The sequence below is a fragment of the Microbulbifer mixtoriginis (SeqCode) genome, from assembly GCF_052467705.1.
Map to the genome: position 1 here is coordinate 1,341,728 of NZ_CP174322.1, position 20,314 is coordinate 1,362,041.

16 protein-coding genes are annotated in these 20,314 nt (G+C 53.6%); 10 read left to right on the plus strand and 6 right to left on the minus strand.

Annotated elements, in window-relative coordinates; translation table 11 throughout:
- Nucleotides 1-77: 77 nt before the first annotated feature.
- From sbcB to ACJJIB_RS05945, 4 genes are all read left to right on the plus strand, one after another.
- Nucleotides 78-1,529, plus strand: a complete 1,452-nt coding sequence (sbcB, locus tag ACJJIB_RS05930) for an exodeoxyribonuclease I (protein WP_444888911.1) — start codon at nucleotides 78-80, stop codon at nucleotides 1,527-1,529.
- A gap of 110 nt (nucleotides 1,530-1,639) precedes the next feature.
- Nucleotides 1,640-2,656 carry an aspartate carbamoyltransferase gene (locus ACJJIB_RS05935; RefSeq protein ID WP_252084788.1) on the plus strand — a complete coding sequence of 339 codons (1,017 nt, stop codon included), beginning with the start codon at nucleotides 1,640-1,642 and terminating at the stop codon, nucleotides 2,654-2,656.
- Between the two features lie 118 nt (nucleotides 2,657-2,774).
- The gene (locus tag ACJJIB_RS05940) at nucleotides 2,775-4,208 is read left to right on the plus strand and encodes an NfeD family protein (protein WP_444888189.1); all 1,434 of its coding nucleotides are present in this window, start codon (nucleotides 2,775-2,777) and stop codon (nucleotides 4,206-4,208) included.
- Between the two features lie 85 nt (nucleotides 4,209-4,293).
- On the plus strand, nucleotides 4,294-5,058 hold the full coding sequence (locus ACJJIB_RS05945; protein WP_252084790.1) for a slipin family protein: 765 nt from the start codon (nucleotides 4,294-4,296) through the stop codon (nucleotides 5,056-5,058).
- A gap of 83 nt (nucleotides 5,059-5,141) precedes the next feature.
- Here the strand turns inward: ACJJIB_RS05945 and pgi are convergent, their stop codons facing one another.
- The 4 genes from pgi to nhaC form a co-directional block, all read right to left on the minus strand.
- Entirely contained in the window at nucleotides 5,142-6,764 is a 1,623-nt protein-coding gene (pgi, locus tag ACJJIB_RS05950) for a glucose-6-phosphate isomerase (RefSeq protein ID WP_444888190.1), read from the minus strand.
- Nucleotides 6,765-7,075: 311 nt separating this feature from the next.
- Complete coding sequence (locus ACJJIB_RS05955; RefSeq protein WP_252084792.1) at nucleotides 7,076-7,270, minus strand: hypothetical protein; 195 nt, start codon at nucleotides 7,268-7,270, stop codon at nucleotides 7,076-7,078.
- Nucleotides 7,271-7,759: 489 nt separating this feature from the next.
- Nucleotides 7,760-8,836 carry a DUF3549 family protein gene (locus ACJJIB_RS05960; protein ID WP_444888191.1) on the minus strand — a complete coding sequence of 359 codons (1,077 nt, stop codon included), beginning with the start codon at nucleotides 8,834-8,836 and terminating at the stop codon, nucleotides 7,760-7,762.
- Nucleotides 8,829-10,334: a Na+/H+ antiporter NhaC gene (gene nhaC, locus ACJJIB_RS05965; protein WP_444888192.1), complete on the minus strand. Its 1,506-nt coding sequence runs from the start codon at nucleotides 10,332-10,334 to the stop codon at nucleotides 8,829-8,831. Before nhaC ends, ACJJIB_RS05960 begins: the two co-directional genes overlap by 8 nt.
- 327 nt (nucleotides 10,335-10,661) lie before the next feature.
- Here nhaC and ACJJIB_RS05970 point away from each other — a divergent pair, with 327 nt between their 5' ends.
- From ACJJIB_RS05970 to ACJJIB_RS05995, 6 genes are all read left to right on the plus strand, one after another.
- Complete coding sequence (locus ACJJIB_RS05970; protein WP_444888193.1) at nucleotides 10,662-11,831, plus strand: 1-acyl-sn-glycerol-3-phosphate acyltransferase; 1,170 nt, start codon at nucleotides 10,662-10,664, stop codon at nucleotides 11,829-11,831.
- A gap of 115 nt (nucleotides 11,832-11,946) precedes the next feature.
- Nucleotides 11,947-14,085 (plus strand): ATP-dependent DNA helicase DinG, encoded by a 2,139-nt coding sequence (dinG, locus tag ACJJIB_RS05975; RefSeq protein ID WP_444888194.1) that lies wholly within the window; start codon nucleotides 11,947-11,949, stop codon nucleotides 14,083-14,085.
- Between the two features lie 105 nt (nucleotides 14,086-14,190).
- Nucleotides 14,191-14,514, plus strand: coding sequence for a YqcC family protein (locus tag ACJJIB_RS05980; RefSeq protein WP_444885880.1), 324 nt, complete (start codon nucleotides 14,191-14,193; stop codon nucleotides 14,512-14,514).
- 283 nt (nucleotides 14,515-14,797) lie between these two features.
- On the plus strand, nucleotides 14,798-15,490 hold the full coding sequence (locus ACJJIB_RS05985) for an ATP-dependent zinc protease family protein (RefSeq protein WP_252084798.1): 693 nt from the start codon (nucleotides 14,798-14,800) through the stop codon (nucleotides 15,488-15,490).
- 55 nt (nucleotides 15,491-15,545) lie between these two features.
- Nucleotides 15,546-17,078: an inactive transglutaminase family protein gene (locus ACJJIB_RS05990; protein WP_252084799.1), complete on the plus strand. Its 1,533-nt coding sequence runs from the start codon at nucleotides 15,546-15,548 to the stop codon at nucleotides 17,076-17,078.
- Between the two features lie 9 nt (nucleotides 17,079-17,087).
- Nucleotides 17,088-18,092 (plus strand): alpha-L-glutamate ligase-like protein, encoded by a 1,005-nt coding sequence (locus ACJJIB_RS05995; protein ID WP_252084800.1) that lies wholly within the window; start codon nucleotides 17,088-17,090, stop codon nucleotides 18,090-18,092.
- Between the two features lie 52 nt (nucleotides 18,093-18,144).
- On the opposite strand, the gene ACJJIB_RS06000 is transcribed toward ACJJIB_RS05995, so the two are convergent.
- Nucleotides 18,145-19,305 (minus strand): acyl-CoA desaturase, encoded by a 1,161-nt coding sequence (locus ACJJIB_RS06000; RefSeq protein WP_444888195.1) that lies wholly within the window; start codon nucleotides 19,303-19,305, stop codon nucleotides 18,145-18,147.
- Nucleotides 19,306-19,409: 104 nt separating this feature from the next.
- Complete coding sequence (locus ACJJIB_RS06005) at nucleotides 19,410-19,802, minus strand: hypothetical protein (protein ID WP_444888196.1); 393 nt, start codon at nucleotides 19,800-19,802, stop codon at nucleotides 19,410-19,412.
- Between the last annotated feature and the right edge of the window lie 512 nt (nucleotides 19,803-20,314).

Below are 20,314 nucleotides of genomic sequence, written 5' to 3' on the forward strand. Positions count from 1 at the left end.
CTTTGCAACCAGCGAGGGCTGGAGAGCGACTCAAATCTGGGTACAGGTGTCCAGATGGTGAGGTGCTCAGTGGTATGATGCCGCCAAATTATGGAGGTACCGTGAGTTCTACCACACTTTATTGGCACGATTATGAAACCTGGGGCACAGACCCGGGTGCCGACAAACCGGCGCAGTTTGCCGGTATCAGGACCGACGAAGCGCTGAATATCGTCGGCGAGCCATTGATGATTTACTGCCGCCCCTCGGCGGACTGCCTGCCGCAGCCTATGGCGAGTCTGGTGACGGGCATCAGCCCGCAAAAGGCCCTGGCTAACGGCGTGCCGGAAATTGAATTTATCCAGCGTATCCTCGCTGAACTGGGTGCGCCGGGTACCTGCGGAGTGGGCTACAACAGTTTGCGCTTTGATGACGAAGTAACCCGCTACACCCTGTACCGCAACCTGCTCGACCCCTATGAGCGAGAGTGGCGCTCCGGCAATAGCCGCTGGGACATTATCGATATGGTGCGTCTCACTTACGCCCTGCGCCCGGAGGGTATCCAGTGGCCGACACGCGAAGACGGTGCGCCGTCTTTCCGCCTGGAAGAACTGACTGCAGCCAATGGAATTTCCCACGAGGGCGCTCACGATGCACTCTCTGATGTCCACGCTACGATAGATATGGCGCGGCTGATCCGCAAGCAACAACCGAAGCTTTACGATTATGTTTTCCGCCTGCGCCGAAAGCAGGAAGCCGCCAAGATGATTGATATGCGTGAGCGCCGCCCGCTGTTGCATATCTCCGGCAAGATTTCTGCCAATCATGGGCATTTGACCTACGTTATGCCGTTGGCCAGCCATCCGGTGAATCGCAACGCCGTAATTGTTGCCAATTTGGCGATGGACCCCGAGCCTTTACTCAACCTGGATGCGGATACGCTGCGTGAGCGCCTCTATACCGCTCGCGATCAACTAGGTGAAAGCGAACTGCCCGTTGGGTTGAAACTGGTGCACTTGAACAAGTGCCCGATATTGGCCCCGGCCAATATGCTTGACGATAAACGTGCTAATGAGCTGGGCATCGATAGGGCGGTTTGCGAGGCCAACTGGCAGAAGTTGAAAAGCGTTGATCTGACCGAGAAACTGCACAACGTATTTCTGGATCGGGAGTTTCCCCAGAAAGATGTAGAGGCGGATCTCTACGGCGGTTTCCTCAGCGATGCCGACCGCGATATCTGCCGTGAGCTGCACCGCGGCTTGGCAGCACGCGGGCCCGAAGCCCTGGCTGGCGAAGTGCCATTCAGTGACAAGCGCCTACCCGAGTTATTGTTCCGCATGCGTGCGCGCAACTTCCCAGAGACCCTATCGGACGAGGAACATCAGCGCTGGCAGATCTGGTGTTTCCAGCGGTTAACCGATCCCACCGCAGGGGCCTCTATCACCCTCGAAGATTACTTCCGCCAGCTGTCCGAACTGCGAGTACAGCATCCAAAGCGGATATCGCTGATTACCGAGCTGGAAAACTGGGGCGATAGCCTACTCGCCTAATGTGTTGAATCGCGCCAGCGGCCATTCTTTCACTGGGCTCTATTGCGGTGCCCGAGTAGAATGCCGCTCGCGAACACCCGCGCCCACAAGGCGCAATCACTGGAGTAACCATGGACTTTATCGGAGCCAATATTCTGTCCGTCAGCCAGTTCGAACGTGCCGATATAGAGCGCGTATTCGATGTGGCTGACGCCATGACCCCTTATGCAAAGCGCGAAAAAGTAACGCGCGTATTGGAGGGGGCGATTCTCGGCAATATGTTTATGGAGCCGAGCACCCGTACCCGCCTGAGTTTTGGGGCTGCTTTTAACTTATTGGGTGGCACGGTTCGGGAAACGGTGGGGATTACTGCCAGTGCTATGGCTAAGGGAGAATCCCTCTACGATACGGCACGGGTACTGTCGGGCTACAGCGATGTGATTTGTATGCGTCACCCGCAGGAGGGCTCTGTGGCAGAATTTGCCGCAGCGAGTCGTGTGCCGGTGGTCAACGGCGGTGATGGCGCTAATGAGCATCCCACCCAGGCGCTGTTGGATCTCTACACTATTCGCAAAGAGCTGGCCGCCCATGGCCGCACCCTGGATGATTTCCGCATTGCCATGATTGGCGATCTCAAACACGGCCGTACCGTGCACTCCCTGTGCAAGCTGCTGTGCTTATTTGGCAGTGTGCATATCACTCTGGTTTCCCCACCGGAGCTGGCAATGCCCGATGCGATTGTGGAGAAGCTGCGTGAGGTGGGGCACGAGGTAACGGTGACCGACCAGCTGGAATCCTCGATCGCCCATGTGGATATCGTCTATTCCACCCGTATCCAGGAAGAGCGCTTTGCCTCTCAGGATGAGGCCAACCGCTATCGCGGGCGTTTCCGCCTTAACCGGGCGATTTTTACTCGCTACGCAGAGCCCAATACGGTGATTATGCACCCCCTGCCGAGGGATTCACGCGCAGAGGCCAACGAACTGGATACCGACCTGAACGAACATCCGAGCCTGGCGATTTTCCGCCAGACCGATAACGGCCTGCTGGTGCGTATGGCTCTGTTCGCCCTGCTGTTAGGGGTGGAACGTCAAGTGGATAAATACGCCCGCGAAGTAAACTGGCATAGCCGTCGCAACCCGGTTTAACGTCACTTTCCTTGTTTTCGGATAACGCCGTTTTTTTCTGTTAATCTGATTGAGTTACCCCGGCCAGAAATACGATGGCTGGCTCGGGTTTCTCCGCAATCGCATCAGGGAAAGATGCATGTCGAATCAGATATCGTCAGCGGTATTCTTGCGCGGCGCGCTCATCCTGACGCTGCTCCTCGTCGTTTTGATTTCAAAAAGTGCCGCACAGGAAAGTACTTCCCCCCATGTGGCGCTGTTGACTATTGATGGCGCTATAGGCCCCTCTACGACGGATTACTTTAAGCGTGCCACTGAGAGTGCTGGTGAGCGCGGCGCTGAGTTAATCATTGTACATATCGATACTCCAGGCGGTCTGGATGCGGCTTCCCGAGATATTATTCAGCATATCCTTTCCTCTCCTATCCCTATTGCCATGTATGTGTACCCCTCGGGCGCCCGTGCAGCCAGTGCCGGCACCTATATCCTCTATGCCAGCCAGATAGCAGCCATGGCCCCGGCTACAACTCTGGGGGCCGCCACGCCGGTACAAATAGGCGGACCACCGGGAACGCCATCTCCAGGTGGCAACCCGAAAGAGAGCGACCAAAAAGAGGAAAAAGAAAAAGCGAATGAAGACGACGAAGAAGGTAAAGACGAGGACAAAAAGGAAAAGCCATTATCCGGCACCGCCATGGAGCGCAAGATGGTTAATGACTCCGTTGCTTTTATTCGAGGCTTGGCACAACGCAATGGACGCAATGCCGAGTGGGCGGAGAAGGCCGTTCGTGAAGCGGCAACTCTGACAGCTTCGGAAGCGCTAGAGATGAATGTTGTCGATATTGTTGCCAAGAATGACGAGGATTTACTGAAGCAAGTGGCCGGACGTAAAGTATCTCTAGATTCCGGTGAAATTACCATTTCGGCAGAGATTGCCCAACTCCCCATAGAAAATTACGAGCCAGATTGGCGTAATGAGTTACTGGCTCTGATTACCAATCCCCAGGTGGCTTATATTCTTTTATTGATCGGTATTTATGGGCTGATTTTCGAGGGGTATAGCCCCGGCGCTTTTGTGCCCGGCATTGTGGGGATTATCTGCCTGCTTTTGGCATTTTATGCTTTGCAGGTTTTGCCGATTAATTATGCCGGATTGGCGTTGATTATTGTTGGGGCGCTTTTGATTGTGGCGGAAGTCTTTATGCCCAGTTTTGGCGCCTTGGGAATTGGTGGGATTATTGCCTTGGTGATTGGTTCAGTAATGCTGATCGATACCGATGTGCCGGGCATGCAGGTGTCGCGAAAACTCATCGCGGCAATTGCTGGAGTGAGTGGTGTTTTTCTTTTGGGTCTTTTAATGGCGGTGGGCAGGAGTTTGCGCAAACCGCGACTTGCTTCCGATCAGGCCCTGGTGGGACGTGTGGCGGTGGTGAGCAATGTGAGCGAAGAAGAGGTGCTGGTGCACCTCGGTGGTGAAATATGGCGGGCGCACTGTGAGACGCCACTGGAGCCTGGGCAGCGAGTGCGTGTTATCGCCCAGCGTGGTTTGCTGCTCTATGTTGAGCCGGGCTAGTCATTGCGGTTGGCATTTAAATTGGCTTTTGCTGGTGCGAATTTACCCCAGCAAAATTTACAAGCAGTTATAGGGAGAGATAAGCATGGTCAGTTATTTTGTTGGGCTGTTGGTGCTCGCGGTATTACTGCTATTGATGTATGCCATCCGAATCTTGCGGGAATATGAGCGTGCGGTGGTCTTTTTTCTGGGGCGCTTTCAGACGGTGAAAGGACCTGGCCTGATTATCATTATCCCAATTATCCAGACCATGGAGCGCGTGGACTTGCGCACCGTAGTGATGGATGTCCCTACACAGGATGTGATAAGTCGCGATAATGTTTCAGTAAAAGTGAATGCGGTAGTTTATTACCGGGTTGTTAATTCACAGTCAGCGATTATCAATGTTGAATTTTATCATGAAGCTGTCAGTCAACTGGCCCAGACGACGCTTCGATCTGTACTGGGTAAGCATGAGTTAGATGAGATGCTTTCCGAGCGGGACAAACTCAATGTGGATATTCAAAAAATTCTTGATGAGCAAACTGATGCCTGGGGCGTTAAGGTCACTAATGTCGAAATTAAACATATTGACCTGGATGAGAGCATGGTGCGTGCTATTGCCCAGCAGGCTGAAGCAGAGCGGGCACGACGAGCCAAGGTAATTCATGCAGAAGGCGAAGCCCAGGCAGCCTTAAAGTTAACAGAAGCTGCCAATCAGCTATCTCAAAATGCTAACGCCATTACTTTGCGCTACATGCAGACCATGATTGATATTGCCGGAGCAAATAATAGCTCAACCATTGTGTTTCCACTTCCACTGGATTTGATTGAGCCTCTATTGAAACGTGGTGCTGAGGCGCAGAAATAAAGAATTCTCTTTCTCTGTGAAACATATCTAAAAAAGGCCACATTTTGATGTGGCCTTTTTAGTGGAGCTCTCTGTAAATGGTCTTACAAGAGCTTTTCCATCAGAGAGCGAGTTGAACTATCCCAATCCTCGGGAACATTTCCATCTGCGGCATTATAAATCTGCGCACTTAACTGTTTGCCTAGCTCTACCCCCCATTGGTCAAATGGGTTAATTCCCATAAGGCAACCGCTGGTGAATACCTTGTGCTCGTAAAGCGCTAACAGAGCTCCCAGGTGATGCGGGTCTAACTTTTCCAGTATCAAAGTATTACTTGGGCGATTACCGGGAATGGCTTTATGCGGTGCCAGCGCATGGGCTTCGCGGTGGGTATAGCCGGCATCCTCCAGTTCCTGGCGGGCTTCGTGTAGGGATTTGCCCCGTAGTAGAGCCTGGCTCTGGCTGATACAGCAAGCCAGTAACCAGCGGTGTTGCTCGCTTAGCTCAGAGGTCGGTTGCTTGATGGCGATAAAATCCGCTGGAATCAGGTCGGTGCCCTGGTGCAATAGTTGATGGAAGGAGTGCTGTCCATTGGTCCCCTCGCTGCCCCAGATCACACTGCCGCTGGGATACTCCAGAGGCTTGCCTTCTTTATCCACGCTTTTACCCAGGCTCTCCATATCCAATTGCTGCATCCAGGCGGGAAATTTGGATAGACGCTGAGCATAGGGCAGAATCACTTGGCTGCTGGCACCCCAGCACTGGCGATACCAGAACTGAATAAGAGCCAGCAATACCGGCAGGTTTTCCTTCAGAGGGGCACTGGCAAAATGGGTGTCCATGCTATGGGCACCGGCCAATAGTTGCTCATAAACGTTGTAGCCGCAGGCCAGGATGATCGGCAGACCAATGGCCGACCACAGTGAGTAGCGGCCACCTACCCAGTCCCACATAGGGAAAATATTTTCTGGGGCAATACCAAAGTCTTGTGCGGCCACAATATTGCTGCTTACGGCAACAAAGTGTTGGGATAATTGTTTTTCAGTGGCACCTGCCGCTAGTACCCATTGACGTGCACTCAGAGCATTCTCTCGGGTTTCCAGAGTGGAAAAAGACTTAGAGGCAATGATAAAGAGAGTCTCTTCCGGGTTGAGACCTTTGAGGGTACTACTGAGGTCGGCACCATCAATATTTGCTACGAAATGTACTCGAATACTTTCCTTATGCCATGAGCCGAGAGCCTCAACCACCATGCGCGGACCGAGATCGGAGCCACCGATGCCGATATTGACTATATGGCGAATAGCTTTGCCGCTGAATCCGAGCCATTTTTGTTGATGGATGCTATCGGCAAATCGCTGCATCTGAACGCGGCAGTCGGCCACGGCGCGTTCGTGTTCGGTTTTTGCCGCTCCCTGAAAGCGAAGGGCGGTGTGTAGGGCTGGTCGATGTTCTGTATTATTGACATTGGCACCGTCAAGCAGTGCAGCAATCTGGCTGCCCAAATCCTGATCTTCGGCATAGTCGAGTAACAGTTGCAGAGTGTCCTGCCGCAGGTGATTTTTACTGAAGTCCAGATAGATACCAGAGGCTTCACAGCTAAAACTGGTTGTGCGCTGGGGATCGGTGGCGAAAAGTTCGCGTAAAGACCACTTTTGTTGTTTGAAATGAAATTGGAGTTGTCTGATTGCAGAGGCACGGCTCAGGGCCAGAGTTTCACTTGTCATGGTGGTCGTTAATAAACTCTCTTTTGAGTAATTTTTTTCGGTCTTCCCAAGCTGAACGGCGCTTGGTGTCGAAGGGCTGGCAATCCTAACTTATTACTTTCGTGGGACCAGTATCTGAGACGGTACAGTCTATTACAAGAAAAGATTCTTCGCTAAGAATGGGGGAGAGAAAAAACAAATGCCGCTCGTTAAAGCGGCATTTGGTGGTGATCCATACTAAATAATGCTTTGTTACTTGTGTGTCTGTCAGTGTAAATTTAGTCAAAACCTCATTTAGTATGAATCACCACGCTGTTCTGCTTGAAAAGATTTTACTTCACCACTTTCATGCAGCGTACTCTGTCAGAAGCCATCCAGCAGTCAGCATCTGCAGGGCAGGCCATGGAAACTGGAATTTGTTCAGCACCTGGTGGGCAGTAAGCTGGCGGTGCCGGAGGGCTACAGCAACCTGCTAGAACCAGTGCACTGATAATACCGATTAAGTACTTGGCTGGAGTGAAATTCATCCCCTAACTCCTTTCCGTTGATGTTAGCCATTAGCATAGCCAATAAAACGTCACCTGTTGGTCAGCTTTGTAAAATGTGTTTTACAAAGAAGCCGCCTAATTGAGTGTAATAGGCGCAGGAAAAAAATAGCTGTCAGGTGCAAAGTCAGGGAGAAGTTTGCGCCAATTTGTGGGGTTTTAGGCTGTAAAAATAGCGTTTTCTTTCTGAGGCGCTGCTAAGTGTATTGTTTTTTGTGACGGCAGAAGGCGTTGGAATTTATTTTTTAATGTTTTTTGTTGCAGTTTTCTTTAGCGGGATTTTAGGTGAACTATTGCTGGAATAGAAGTTGGCGAATTTAAAAATGGCAGTCTTTTATTCGTTGCGCGGATGAGTACTTTTCTTATGAAGATGGCGAAATTCACTTATAGGTGAAATGTGTAAAGATAAGCAATGAAACATGGCAATGAGGTAGGCTGAAATTTTGCTACATCATTGCCAGATTGAAGACCCTAGTGAATGGGTTTGGGTCCATGAAGGAAATGACCGAAGGCCTGAGCTAGGGTTTCATTCCGTTCGGGGTCCCGTAATGTACTCAGTAGAGAAGTGCGTACCTTGGGCAGAAACATCAAGTCAGAGAGCAATAAGTTAAAGGTATCCTGGTTATTACTATCTGCCAGTGCATTGAGCCAAAGTTTGGCTAATTGTGGATTCTCTAGGTCTTGGGGGCAGCGGCTGCCGATGGCAGCAAGAAGCTCTATAGACTTAGCCTTGATGCTCTGAGTGCCACTCGATGATTTTTGTGTCAGATGCTTTAAAACTTCTTGCAGTAAAGTGCCGCGTAACCCCTGCGCCGGCGAATGAGAGATACCACGCACTGCAGCGGCAATCAGGGTGAAATCCGGAGTGTCATTGTGTAAAGAGTCATGTGCCCGAGTGGCGATGGCTTCTACCAGCTGGTGATCGACCACTTCATTTTCCAGACAGTGGCACAGATTGACAAAAACTGGCGCAGCAATATGGGACAACTGATTTAACAGAAGCTCTTTCTGGGAGTCCCAGCGGGCTGATAGATCGGCAATGCCCTGTAGGGCCAGGTTATCCCAGCGGGACTTCTGGGGGTTGTGAAAATAGTCGAGTACTGCTGCATAGTGCGCGCTAGGTGTGCGCTTCAGAAGCCGTTGGGTGTGCGCGTGAAATGCAGCTTGGCGCTCGTTGGAAGGGGTATAAAGTAGACCGCTTTGTTGCAGTAATTGGTCCAGCTGCGCTGCGGATTCGGAAGCGGGCGCCTGCTTCAGCTCTTGGGCCAGGGCGCGCAGCAAGCCATCGCGGGCCTGTAGCTGTAGCTTGCCCTGCTCATCGAGGGGAAAACGCAGGAACCAAACCGCCGGTTCACCACCCTCAACGGGTTGCAGCAAGAGACCACTCCAGGCCTGGCGCAAATAGGGGTGAGGCCAGGCTTTTTGGCCCGCCTCGAAAGCTTCGGCTGTAGACTTTGGTACAGATTGAAGACGCCGGCCCAGATCGAACCAGCGTAATTTAAAGTCCGCCTCTTCTATCAGGGCGCTCAGGGTACCGCTTTCACTCATGACAGCTTTGTAGATTTCCTTCTTTTTTATCGGAGGGTGCTGTGGCCGCAACTGAGATCGGCATCTGCTTAAAATGCAACCAGCCGTAGGCGATCGCTAGCAGCGGGCAGATAATGTTGAATAGGGCAAAAGGTAAATACTGCCAGGTTCCAATACCCAGCGTTGCAGCCATAAAGGCTCCACAGGTATTCCAGGGAATCAGCACGGAGGTGATGGTGCCAGAATCCTCGAGGGTGCGGGACAAGTTAAGCCCGTGCAGGCCCTTTTCCTTGAAGGCTTCGCGGAACATACGGCCCGGAATAATAATCGCCATATACTGGTCACCAGCGGCTAGGTTCATGCCAAAGCAGGTGAATACGGTGGCAGTTACCAGGCCACCTACAGTTTTAACGAGTGATAAAACACCTTGAACGATGACCTGTAGGAAGCCGGCGCGCTCCATGGCGCCACCGAAGGCCATGGCCGAGGTGATCAGCCACACGGTATTGAGCATGCTGCTCATACCGCCTTTCGAGAGGAGTGCGGCGACATTCTCATTCGTGGAGGTGGATTTATAGCCATCGAACAGGCTGTACCAGGCGCCTTTGAGCGTGGCCAATGCGCCTTCCCCTCCGCCTAGGCGGCGAGCAGCTTCTGGTTCGAAAATCAGTGCGATGGCACAGCCCACCAGGGAGCCGACGATCAACGTGGGGAAGGCGGGGACTTTGCGCCAGGCCATAGCGAGTAGCAAGATCAGAGGCAGGAGGCTGATCAGGGAGATTTTGAATTCGCTCTTCAGGGCAGTAAGTAAAGACTCGATATCCGAGGCGGAGGCAGTGCTGGCCTCAGAGGTGAGGCCGAGATACGCGAACACCACCAGGGCGATAACGAAGGCTGGAATCGCGGTCGACATCATATGACGGATGTGCTGGAACAGATCGTTCGATGTTACCGCCGCAGCCACGTTAGTCGTATCAGATAGCGGCGACATCTTATCGCCAAAGTAGGCGCCGGAAATTACCGCGCCGGCAGTAATTTCCGGGGACAAGCCAAGAGCACCGGCAATGCCCATCAGAGCCACACCCAGTGTGCCGGCGGTGGTCCAGCTGGAGCCGATGCTAAGACCCACTACGGCACAGATAATACAACTGGCGGCGTAGAACCATTGGGGCGAGAGAATCTGTACCCCGTAATAAATCATTGACGGCACGGTACCGGCTAATATCCAACTGCCGATCAAAGCACCCACTGCCAGTAGTATCAGAATCGCGCCGAATACCAGGCCAATGCCGTGCAGCATGCCGCCTTCCATATCACTCCAGCTGTGACCATTTTTCATGCCCATCAGCGCAACTACGCAGGCGCACAACAGCAGTGCAATTTGGTTGGGGCCGTAAGAGGAGTCGGCGCCATAGAAGTACACTGACAGCGATAAGAGAGCGATCAGGATCCCCAGGGGGATCAACGCATCCAGCAGGCTGGGCGTGCGCGGTTCATTTATGGGGGTGGCTTGAGACAAGGTGGACTCCTGCTTGACTGCGTGGCTTGTGCCGTATTCGTTATCGTTGTTTTTGCCGTCGGCGGCGGTTGACCTTGCTATTCTCCCGGCTTGGGACGGTGAAGTCTACTTTGAATAGCAATTGGGACAGGAGGACCTTTTTGCTGACTGACCCGTCTAACAATTCTTTCATCGCCTTGGTCATCGATCTGGTCGGGTGAGGTGCTAGCAGTTCGGCGAGGCTTCCGGTATGTTCTGCGCCGATTTCTTATCCCGGCTACCCTGTGGCCGTACAATAAAATGAGCCCGGGCCACGGGTAGATAGTCGGTCCGGCAGGTAGTGATGTCATGAGAGCAAGTGAGTTAGACCCCGCTCAATTTGAGGATATGCGCCCTTATCGCGACGATGAGGTGCGTGCTGTATTGGACAGGCTGATCGCCGATCCGGAAATGTCCCACGCTGTAGCGCATTTCCTGATCCCCAAACTGGCACGCCTGGAAGGCCCCCTGGCCTGGCTGGTACGCCAGTTCCTGCGTTTTGAATTCCGCAAAGTGCACGATGTACGTGGTGTACAGGCGATTGTAGAAAAATACATCGACAAGGTGGTGAGCCGCACCACCTCCGGGCTGACGATTTCCGGGCTGGATACCCTGCCGCGGGACCGCGCCTGTCTCTTTGTAAGCAATCACCGGGATATCGCCATGGACCCGGCTTTTGCCATCGTGTCCATGTACAAGGAGGGGCATGAGACCTCCCGAATCGCCATCGGCGATAACCTGCTGGGCAAGCAGTTTGCCGGCGATATTATGAAGCTCAACAAGTGCTTTACCGTTAAGCGCAGTTCTGGCACCCGCAGGGAAAAGCTGCAGTCGGCGACAATGCTGTCTAACTACATCTACCATTCCATCGTGAATGACAATGAGCATGTGTGGATCGCGCAGCGCTCCGGGCGTGCGAAGGATGGTATGGATCGTACTAATCCGGCCTTGGCGGCCATGTTCGCCATGACGAAAGATCGGGATATGCCCTTTGCGGATTTCTGGCGCAAGTTGCACATAGTGCCCCTGTCCATCTCCTACGAGTGGGACCCCTGCGATGCCCAGAAAGCCAAGGAACTCTACATCACCGAACACAAGGACGAGTACAAGAAGGCCAAGAACGAGGATCTGGCCTCCATCGGCAAGGGTGTGATTGGCTTCAAAGGGCGGGTGCACACCGCGTTTGGTACACCGATCGAGGCGGATTTCAATGACGTTAACAGCGTCGCTGAAGAGATTGATCGCCAGATTGTCGGTAATTACACCCTGCATCCCACGAATCTGATCGCCTACGAAATGATCTACGGCGAGGTGTCCGGATTGCCGGTGGGTTACCCGCACAAGCCCTGGGATGCCAGTGAACACCTGGAGACCCGTGAGAAGTTTGAAGCGCGCATGGCCAAGGTCGATGAGCGTTGGCGGGAAAAGGCGATCCAGGCCTATGCCAATCCGGTAGTTTCACGCCTCGCATTCGAATAACTGTTTTGGAATCAGTGTAAGAGGGGCACTCAGCCTCTGCGGTGCTGGTGAGGAGGGGGCGCTTAGTGGATAATAACGCCCCCTGCGCCACCCACTAGCGAATAGACTCTCCCCCGTGCTCAACGATAAACACAAAACTGCCATCCAGGCTGCCTACAGCCAATTCCTGTCCAGCCGTGGCCTCAAGGCCCGTTATGGACAAAAACTGATGGTGGCAGCCATTGCCCGCACGCTGGGCTCGATTGTGCAAAGTGCCAGTGGCGAGCGCGACAGCATCAAGACAGATGGCGAGCACATCTGTGTGGTGGAAGCCGGTACCGGTACCGGTAAAACGGTCTCCTATTTACTTGCCGCTATTCCCCTGGCCCAGGCCCAGGACAAAACCCTGGTGATTTCCACCGCCACAGTTGCTTTGCAGGAACAGATTATCCACAAGGACCTGCCCGAAGTGGCGCGTCACAGTGGCCTCAACTTTGAGTTCACCCTGGCTAAGGGGCGCGGTCGCTACCTGTGCCTGTCAAAATTAGATCAACTACTCTCCAGTTTTTCCGCCAGCGGTACCGGCCTCTCTCTGGGACTCTATGAAGACGAGCTGCCCCAGGTGGGAGAGGACAGTGTTGCCCTCTACCAGAAGATGACTGACAGTCTGACCTCTGGCCGTTGGGATGGTGACCGCGACAACTGGCCGGAAACCATCGAGGCCGATGACTGGGGTCGGATCACTACAGATCACCGTCAGTGCAGCGGCCGTCGCTGCCCCCATGTCACCAATTGCAGTTTCTTCCGCGCGCGCGAGAGCTTGGGCAAGACCCAAGTGATTGTTGCCAATCACGATTTGTTACTGGCGGACCTGGCCCTGGGCGGCGGTGCCATATTGCCTCCCCCAGAAGAGACGATTTACGTGCTCGACGAGGCCCATCACCTGCCGGACAAGGCCCTCAATCATTTCTCCCATCACAGCCGTGTCGGCGCCTCCACCGGTTGGCTCGACCAAGCCAACAAGGCCCTTGGCCAGATGCTGGGAGAGATCGGCGATGGCGCCGAACTGGATCGCTGTGGTGAGCAACTACCGGCGGTGCTCACCTCTGCCAAACAGGGTCTGGAGCAGATGTGGCCGCTGATTGAGGAGTTGTGCGAATTTGAGGATGAGCGGGGTAATACCACCCGACACCGCTTCGAGGGTGGAGTGGTGCCGGATTCCATGATGCAACTGGCGGAAAAGCTGCGCGAGGATTTTGACGAGCTTGAGGGGCTGTTCGGCAAAATGTTGCAAACGGCTCAGCGTATGCTTGAGGACGCCCACTCTCCGGTGCCTATTGTAGACCTGGAGCGTTGGTACCCGCAGCTAGGCAGCTGGTATGGGCGTGCCGAGGCCAATTTGTTGCTCTGGGCCAACTATGCCCGCGCCGATGCTGATGGTGCCCTGCCTCAGGCGCGCTGGGTCACGCTGGTGGATTGGGGTGGTTCGACCGATTTTGAGGTGTGCAGCTCGCCCATCCTGGCCGGCAAGACCTTGGATTACAGCCTTTGGCGGCGCTGCTACGGTGCGGTGCTTACCTCCGCGACGCTCACCGCACTGGGCAAGTTTGACCGCCTGCGCATGCGTGCCGGTACCCCGGAAAATGCCAGCTACCAAGTGGTTCCCAGTCCCTTTGATTTTTCCAGAGCCACTCTGCAGGTTCCCGCTTGTGCCGTGGATGCAGGTAATGCGGACCAGCACACCGATGCGGTGATTGATGCTCTGCCGGAGTTGCTCAAGGACTCAGGTGGTTCCCTGGTACTCTTCTCCTCTCGCCGCCAGATGGAGACGGTCTACGAGGCACTGCCCGGTACCTGGCGCAACCGCATCCTGATGCAGGGGCAGCAGTCCCGTCAGCATTTACTCGACTCACACCGTGAAATCGTCAATGGTGGTGGCAGCAGTGTGTTGTTTGGTCTTGCCAGTTTTGCCGAGGGCCTGGATTTGCCTGGGGATTACTGCAGGCATGTGGTGATTGCCAAGTTGCCTTTCGCGGTGCCCGATGACCCAATTGAGGCGGCCTTGGCAGAATGGATTGAGGCCAAGGGTGGCAATCCATTTATGCAGATCACCGTGCCGGATGCAGCCCTGAAACTGGTACAGGCCTGCGGTCGTTTGTTGCGTGCGGAAGGGGATAGTGGAACAGTCACCCTGCTGGATCGCCGTGTAGTGAGCCGTCGCTACGGCCAGGCGATTCTCAATTCACTGCCGCCCTTTAACCGCCATATCGAATAACCTCTTACTCTTTGGCGTGCCCCATTTTCGTCTGCAGGTTTGGAATTCCTGCCAGGGGCACTGGGATTACAAGCCGCCCGGCAGGGCGGTTTAGGGATTGGATCTATGCAAGCTATTTACTCTGAAGTCGCCGATCAATTGTTACAGCTCGAAGCCGAGTTGCGCCGCATGGCCCTGTGGCAGGAGGAGGCCCCAACAGCGGAAGCCTTAGCCAGCAGGGAACCTTTCTGTGTAGATACCCTGACTCTGCCGCAGTGGCTGCAATTCATCTTTTTGCCGCGTATGCGCCAGCTAATTGAGGGGCAGATGCCGCTACCGCAACAGTGTGGCATAGCGCCAATCGCGGAAGAGTTCTTCAAAGAGAGGGGAGGCGCTGAGCCTCTGATCAAGATTCTCAAGGGCATCGATGAGCGCCTGCAGCGCGGCTGAGTCCTCCTCTCTGGCGTCCACTGGGCGCCCCACCTCGCTTTCATCTACTTTGTTAGCTATAACGATTCACGGTTGGCCGTCAAATTCTCAAGATCTGGCGCGTGTCACATTGTGGCGCTTGCATCGCTCGACTCTAGGAACATCCCTGTTCACCAAGCTCTTTCATAGGCTAATATCGGCCTTTTGCTTGCGTTGGGAGGAATTTCTGCGCTTGCTACCGTGAACGCTGCGAAGACAGTGCGGTCGGATTGGAATGCTAATGGGGCTAGAGGTAATCGTTAGGATGCAGAAATTTTCCCTTCTGTGGTTATTGGTCGCGGTCCAGTTATTGCTGGGCTGTCAGTCGCTGATGTACCCCGCACAGAGCCAGCAAGGGGCAGAACCCGCTACTGCACAATCGGGCCAATCTCAGGGCGAAATACTCCAGTGCCCAGAGCCTGTGGAGGTGATCTGCGCAGAACCAGAGGTCAGGGTCGTTGAAAAAGTCATCGAACGAACCCTAGAAAAAGTAGTCGAAGTGCCCGTCGCCAAGGACAAACTGGTGCTAGGAGCCGTGGAGAAAATCTCTATCGAGCCCTCCGGTCTGGTTGTTGAGTCTGTGGTGGATACCGGTGCGCCGACAACCACCTTGCGCGCCCAGACACTGACACGCTTTGAGCGCGATGGTGAGGACTGGATCAGAATTCAGCTGGCACTGCCGGAAGTGGATGGTAAGGCCGAAACTTCTACCATCGAACTGCCCATCAAACGCCATATCCGTGCGAACCGTATTGGTTTCCCAAGCCAGCGTCGCCCGGTAGTGGAGATGAATCTTACTGTGGGTGAGGTTACTCATATGGTTGAGGTCAGTCTGACGGATGAGGGCCGCAACGATATTGTGATGGTGCTGGGACGCAATTTCCTCAAAGATGCCGCGGTTGTTGATGTGAGCCGGCGCAATATCCAAGGGCAGCCTCGGGTGTTCGGGAATAAATAGGCCGCTTATTAAGATTAGGTTCCTTTTGGAACCCTAGAGTTACGGGGAAGGGCGAATGTCGCCGCGCGTTCAAGTTTATGTTATTGCGGCATTGCTCGCATTGATCGGGGCGGGTCTCACCGCTTACAAACATTTCGAATTAGGTTTTCCACTGCTGCCGGGTGAATACCGTACTGTCTGGACCATTGAGGCCAAAGTGGGTTTCGATGCGGAGGGCGGCCCGGTAAAAGCTGCGCTGACTTTGCCCCGTGAGCAACGCAATATGGAAATCCTCGGCGAGACTTTCAGTTCCTCCGGCTTTGGCTTTTTTATCGCCCGGGAAAATGATGAGTATCGGGCAGTTTGGACGCGCCGCTCTGCCGAGGGACCCCAGTCCCTGTTCTATCGCTTGGATGTGTACCAGACTCCCGGTGCGGCGCTCGAGCAGCCTTTGAATCTCAGCACCCAGGTACAGAAACCTTTCCTCGGTGCACGGGAGCAAGAAGCCGTGCGCCTGGCGATTGATTCGTTGGTTAAGCAGGCCCGCGAGCGCTCCTCCGACGTGGAATCTTTCACCACTCAATTGCTGTTTGAGCTGAACGACGATGGTAACCAGGATCGCAACTTGGTCTTCCGTCACTACACCGATAAATCCCTGGTGGATGTCGCTCTGCTGATGCTGGCCACCGCCGATATTCCCGCGCATCGCATCCGCGGCCTCTACCTTGAGGACGACCGTCGCCGCCTTGCTCCAGAGGATCTGCTCGAAGTTTACGATGGTCAGCGCTGGATTGTTTTCGAGCCAAGCAGCGGCTTGCCCGGAATTCCAGAAAACTTCTTTATCTGGCAGCGCGGTGGCAAGAGTCTGCTGGACCTGGAGGGTGGCCGCAATTCGCAGGTGACTTTCTCGGTCATTTCCAATGACGTGCCTGCACGGGATGTCTCCATGCGCAGCACAAAGGGCGAAAAAGAGGCGCTGGTGGATTTCTCCATCTACAGCCTGCCCATCGAGCAACAGAGCATCTTTAAATTGATTTTACTGGTGCCGGTAGGTGCCCTGGTGGTGGTGCTGCTGCGTATCTTTGTCGGCTTGCGCACTTCCGGTACCTTTATGCCGGTACTCCTGGCAATAGCCTTTATTGAAACTCAGCTGCTCACAGGGCTATCAATTTTTGTATTGATCCTGGTGCTCGGATTGTGGGTGCGTTTCTACTTGAGTCGGCTCAATTTGCTCCTTGTGTCGAGGATCGCCGCCGTGGTAGTCACGGTGGTGCTCATTATGGGGGTGATCAGTGTGGTCAGTTATAAGCTCGGAATTGAGCAGGCACTGACGGTGACCTTCTTCCCGATGATTATTTTGGCCTGGACTATTGAGCGCATGTCCATCGTTTGGGAGGAGGATGGCCCCTACGAGGTAATTGTACAGGCCGGCGGCAGCCTGCTGGTGGCTGTTTTGGCCTGGTGGGTGATGACTAACCGCTATGTGGAACACTGGACCTTTAATTTCCCCGAGCTGCTGCTGGTGCTGCTGGCCTTTATCTTGGTTGTGGGTAACTACACCGGTTATCGCCTCAGCGAGCTGATGCGTTTTCGGCCTCTGATCAAGTAGGGGGTTGCGATGCTTCAATTTTCATTCAAGCACATCATCAACAAGGTTCGTGGTGGTATGGTTTCGCCGATGGCCCTGAATGAGATGGGCATACTCGGGATGAATGCACGCAATATCAATTACATTGCGCGCTACAACGATCGGGAAAAATTCCCAATTGTCGACGACAAACTGAACACTAAACGAGCGGCCAAGCGCGCAGGCATACCAGTACCGGAATTGATCGCAGCCTTTGAAACCCCGGCCAGCCGCAAGCGTGTGATGGAAGTGATCGATCCCTTGTGGAAGTTTGTAATCAAGCCCGCACGCGGTTCGGGTGGCAAAGGTATTCTGGTCATTGCCGGTCGCGATGGGGATAAGTACAAGAAGATTTCCGGCTCTGAAGTTGAAGCCCTGGATATTCTGCGTCACGTTAACAATATCCACAGTGGCCTCTACAGCCTCGGGGGCAAGCCTGACCGGGTAATGGTGGAGGCTCTGGTGGATTTCGACCCGGTGTTTCAGGATTACTCTTTCGAGGGAGTACCGGATATTCGCGTGATTGTGTTTCGCGGTTTTCCGGTGATGGCAATGCTGCGCTGTTCTACCCATAGCTCCGATGGTAAAGCCAATCTGCACCAAGGCGCTGTAGGAGTGGGTATCGACCTGGCCACCGGCAAGAGTTGCCACGCTGTACAGCGCGGCTTACGCATCCAGCACCACCCGGATACCAAGATGTCTTTCGGTGAGCTGAAGGTTCCGGGTTGGTACGATCTGGTGCGTCTGGCGGCGAGCTGTTATGAAATGACCGGTCTCGGCTATCTCGGTTGCGATATCGTTTTGGATCGCGAGCGCGGTCCGCTATTACTCGAAGCCAATGCTCGTCCCGGTCTCGCAATACAGGTAGCTAACGGTGTGGGTCTGCGCCAGCGCCTGCGCTTTATCGAGGGGCTGGATGAAGAGATGCTCGAGAAAGGGGTGGACGAGCGGGTGGCGTATTCCATGCGTGAATTCGCCGCGGAAAAAACCCTTTAACCCACTCGAAGACAGTTGCCTATTGCGATTTTCCAGTATTTTCGCAGCACTGTTAGGAGGATGTGGCTGAGTCCGTCTGGCACTGCTTTATCAGTCTACTCAGACGCCGGCTCTGCATTTTCAAGCCGAACTCTAACTCCTTAACCTTGTTTTGAATTGCCAGCGAACGCCACTTCTCCGCGATTTTATCCCCGCGGCACTGGGCGCGCTGTAACTGCAGGTTTTTCCAGTTTTCCAGAGCCCTGGCGAATTGTATGGCCTCGTTCTCCAATAGTTTTAACCAGTCCTCCCGGTGTGCGCTGCCTCCGAGCTTCTCCTCCGCCTGGCTGAACTGCACCGACAGTTTGGCTTTCTGTATTTGCACCGCTGAGGGGGTTTTTAGGTCGTTGGTAATACCGACCCAGCTGAACAGCTTGATCATCCATTTAGTCGGGTCGTACGCAAACCAGCCAACGCCATTGCGATAATCCGCAGGAAAGGCGTGGTGGTAGTTGTGGTATCCCTCACCGAAAACCAACAAGTTAAGGAAGATATTATCTCGCGCACTGATATCGTTTTTGTAGGGGCGTTTGCCCCACATGTGCGCCAGGGAGTTGACCAAAAAAGTTGTGTGGTGGTTGACTACGATACGGAGTATTCCTGCGAGCAATAGCATACCGATCACATCGCCGGTGAAAAGCCCAAGCACTAGAGGAATACCCAGGTTCATACTGAGGGTGATGGGGATATAGTGATTGTGTTGCCACATCACGATCTTGTCCCGCTTCAGGTCCCCGACATTTTTATAATCCAAGTGGCTGCTTGGATATTCGTGCATCATCCAGTCGATATGAGAAAACCAGAAGCCGCGCATTGCTGAGTAGGGGTCGCGATCATTGTCGTCAATATGGCGGTGGTGCAAGCGGTGCGCAGCGCTCCAGGTCAGGGTGGAGTTTTGTAGGGCAGCCGCGCTGAACAAGGCAAAGAACAGGCGTAGAGACCAGTGGGCTTTATAGCTTCTGTGGGACCAGAGCCGGTGATTGCCTGCTGTTACCGAGAGACTGCACAAGGCGGCTAATAGAGCGAAGGCGAGCCACTGGTACCAGTGATATCCAACCATCAGCCCGTAGATGGGCACGGCGGTCAGGGCCAGGAAACCTGTACTGGCAAACAGCACTGTGGGAACCCAAAAGCATTTGCGCTTAGTTGTGGATGTTGGTGAAGCAGTATTCATAATTCGAGCCTGTTTGTGAAACGGCCTCGGGAAGCCCCGTATAGTTAGTGGCGCAGTTTTTCTATGATGTTATTTGGCGGTGTATTTCTGGGGATAATTTCCAGTTACCAATACGACGCTACACAGAGAATATAGATAATTATTTTGAGGAGGCGCAGTGGGCTTTTTACCGTCATCCATACTGCCAAGTGCTGCCCAGCCAGCTGAGACCCTTTCGCGGGAAAGGCGTGATGGGAGTTGTGATAGCCCTCGCCAAAAGCAAAAGCATGGATAACAGAGTTGTCCCGGGCCGCAATATCGCCCTGAATTTTCTTTTGCTCCAGCGGTGCCCCCAATGAGTTGAAAGCGAATACGGCATGGTGATTGTGTACCATACGCAAAGCACCTGCCAGAAAAAGCATGGCGGCAATATCTCCGGTAATCAGACCGAGGATTAGGCCGAAAGCAAAGTTCATACTGGCGGCGATCAGCAGAGAGTGGCGGTGTTGTCCCATCACAATGTTGTCCCACTGAAGGCCTTTGGCATTGATGTAGTTTTTTCTACCTAAGGGATGTTTTTGGATCATCCAATCATGTGGCGCACAGAATTCCTCAGAGGCATTTGCATCAGACCTCTACTGGTTGCTGCCCTTGGCAGGTTGCGCCTCTTTTTGGTGCGATATTTAGGTTTTTTGGCACTTGTTGGTTCATATTGCTTGGTCGCCAGGAAAAAAAAGAGATCGGCCACCGCAAAATCCTACGAGAAGTTGGCATACCGATTGCAGTATTAGAAGCGTACGGGACGCATGACCCGTACTTCGGGGAGTTTGCATGGGGTTATGGCAAACCGTTTCCAATGAGGAACTCCCCGTTTTCTCTCATCATCGCTGATTATGGCCCCGCTTTGCGGGGCCTTTTTTATTCTTTTATCCCTCTTTCCAAGCGCTCCCGCTCGAAAAAAATTTTATTTTTGTGACTCTGTGTGGAATTCTGATTGGCACTAATGCTTGGTAAATAGACGCCCTTTTCG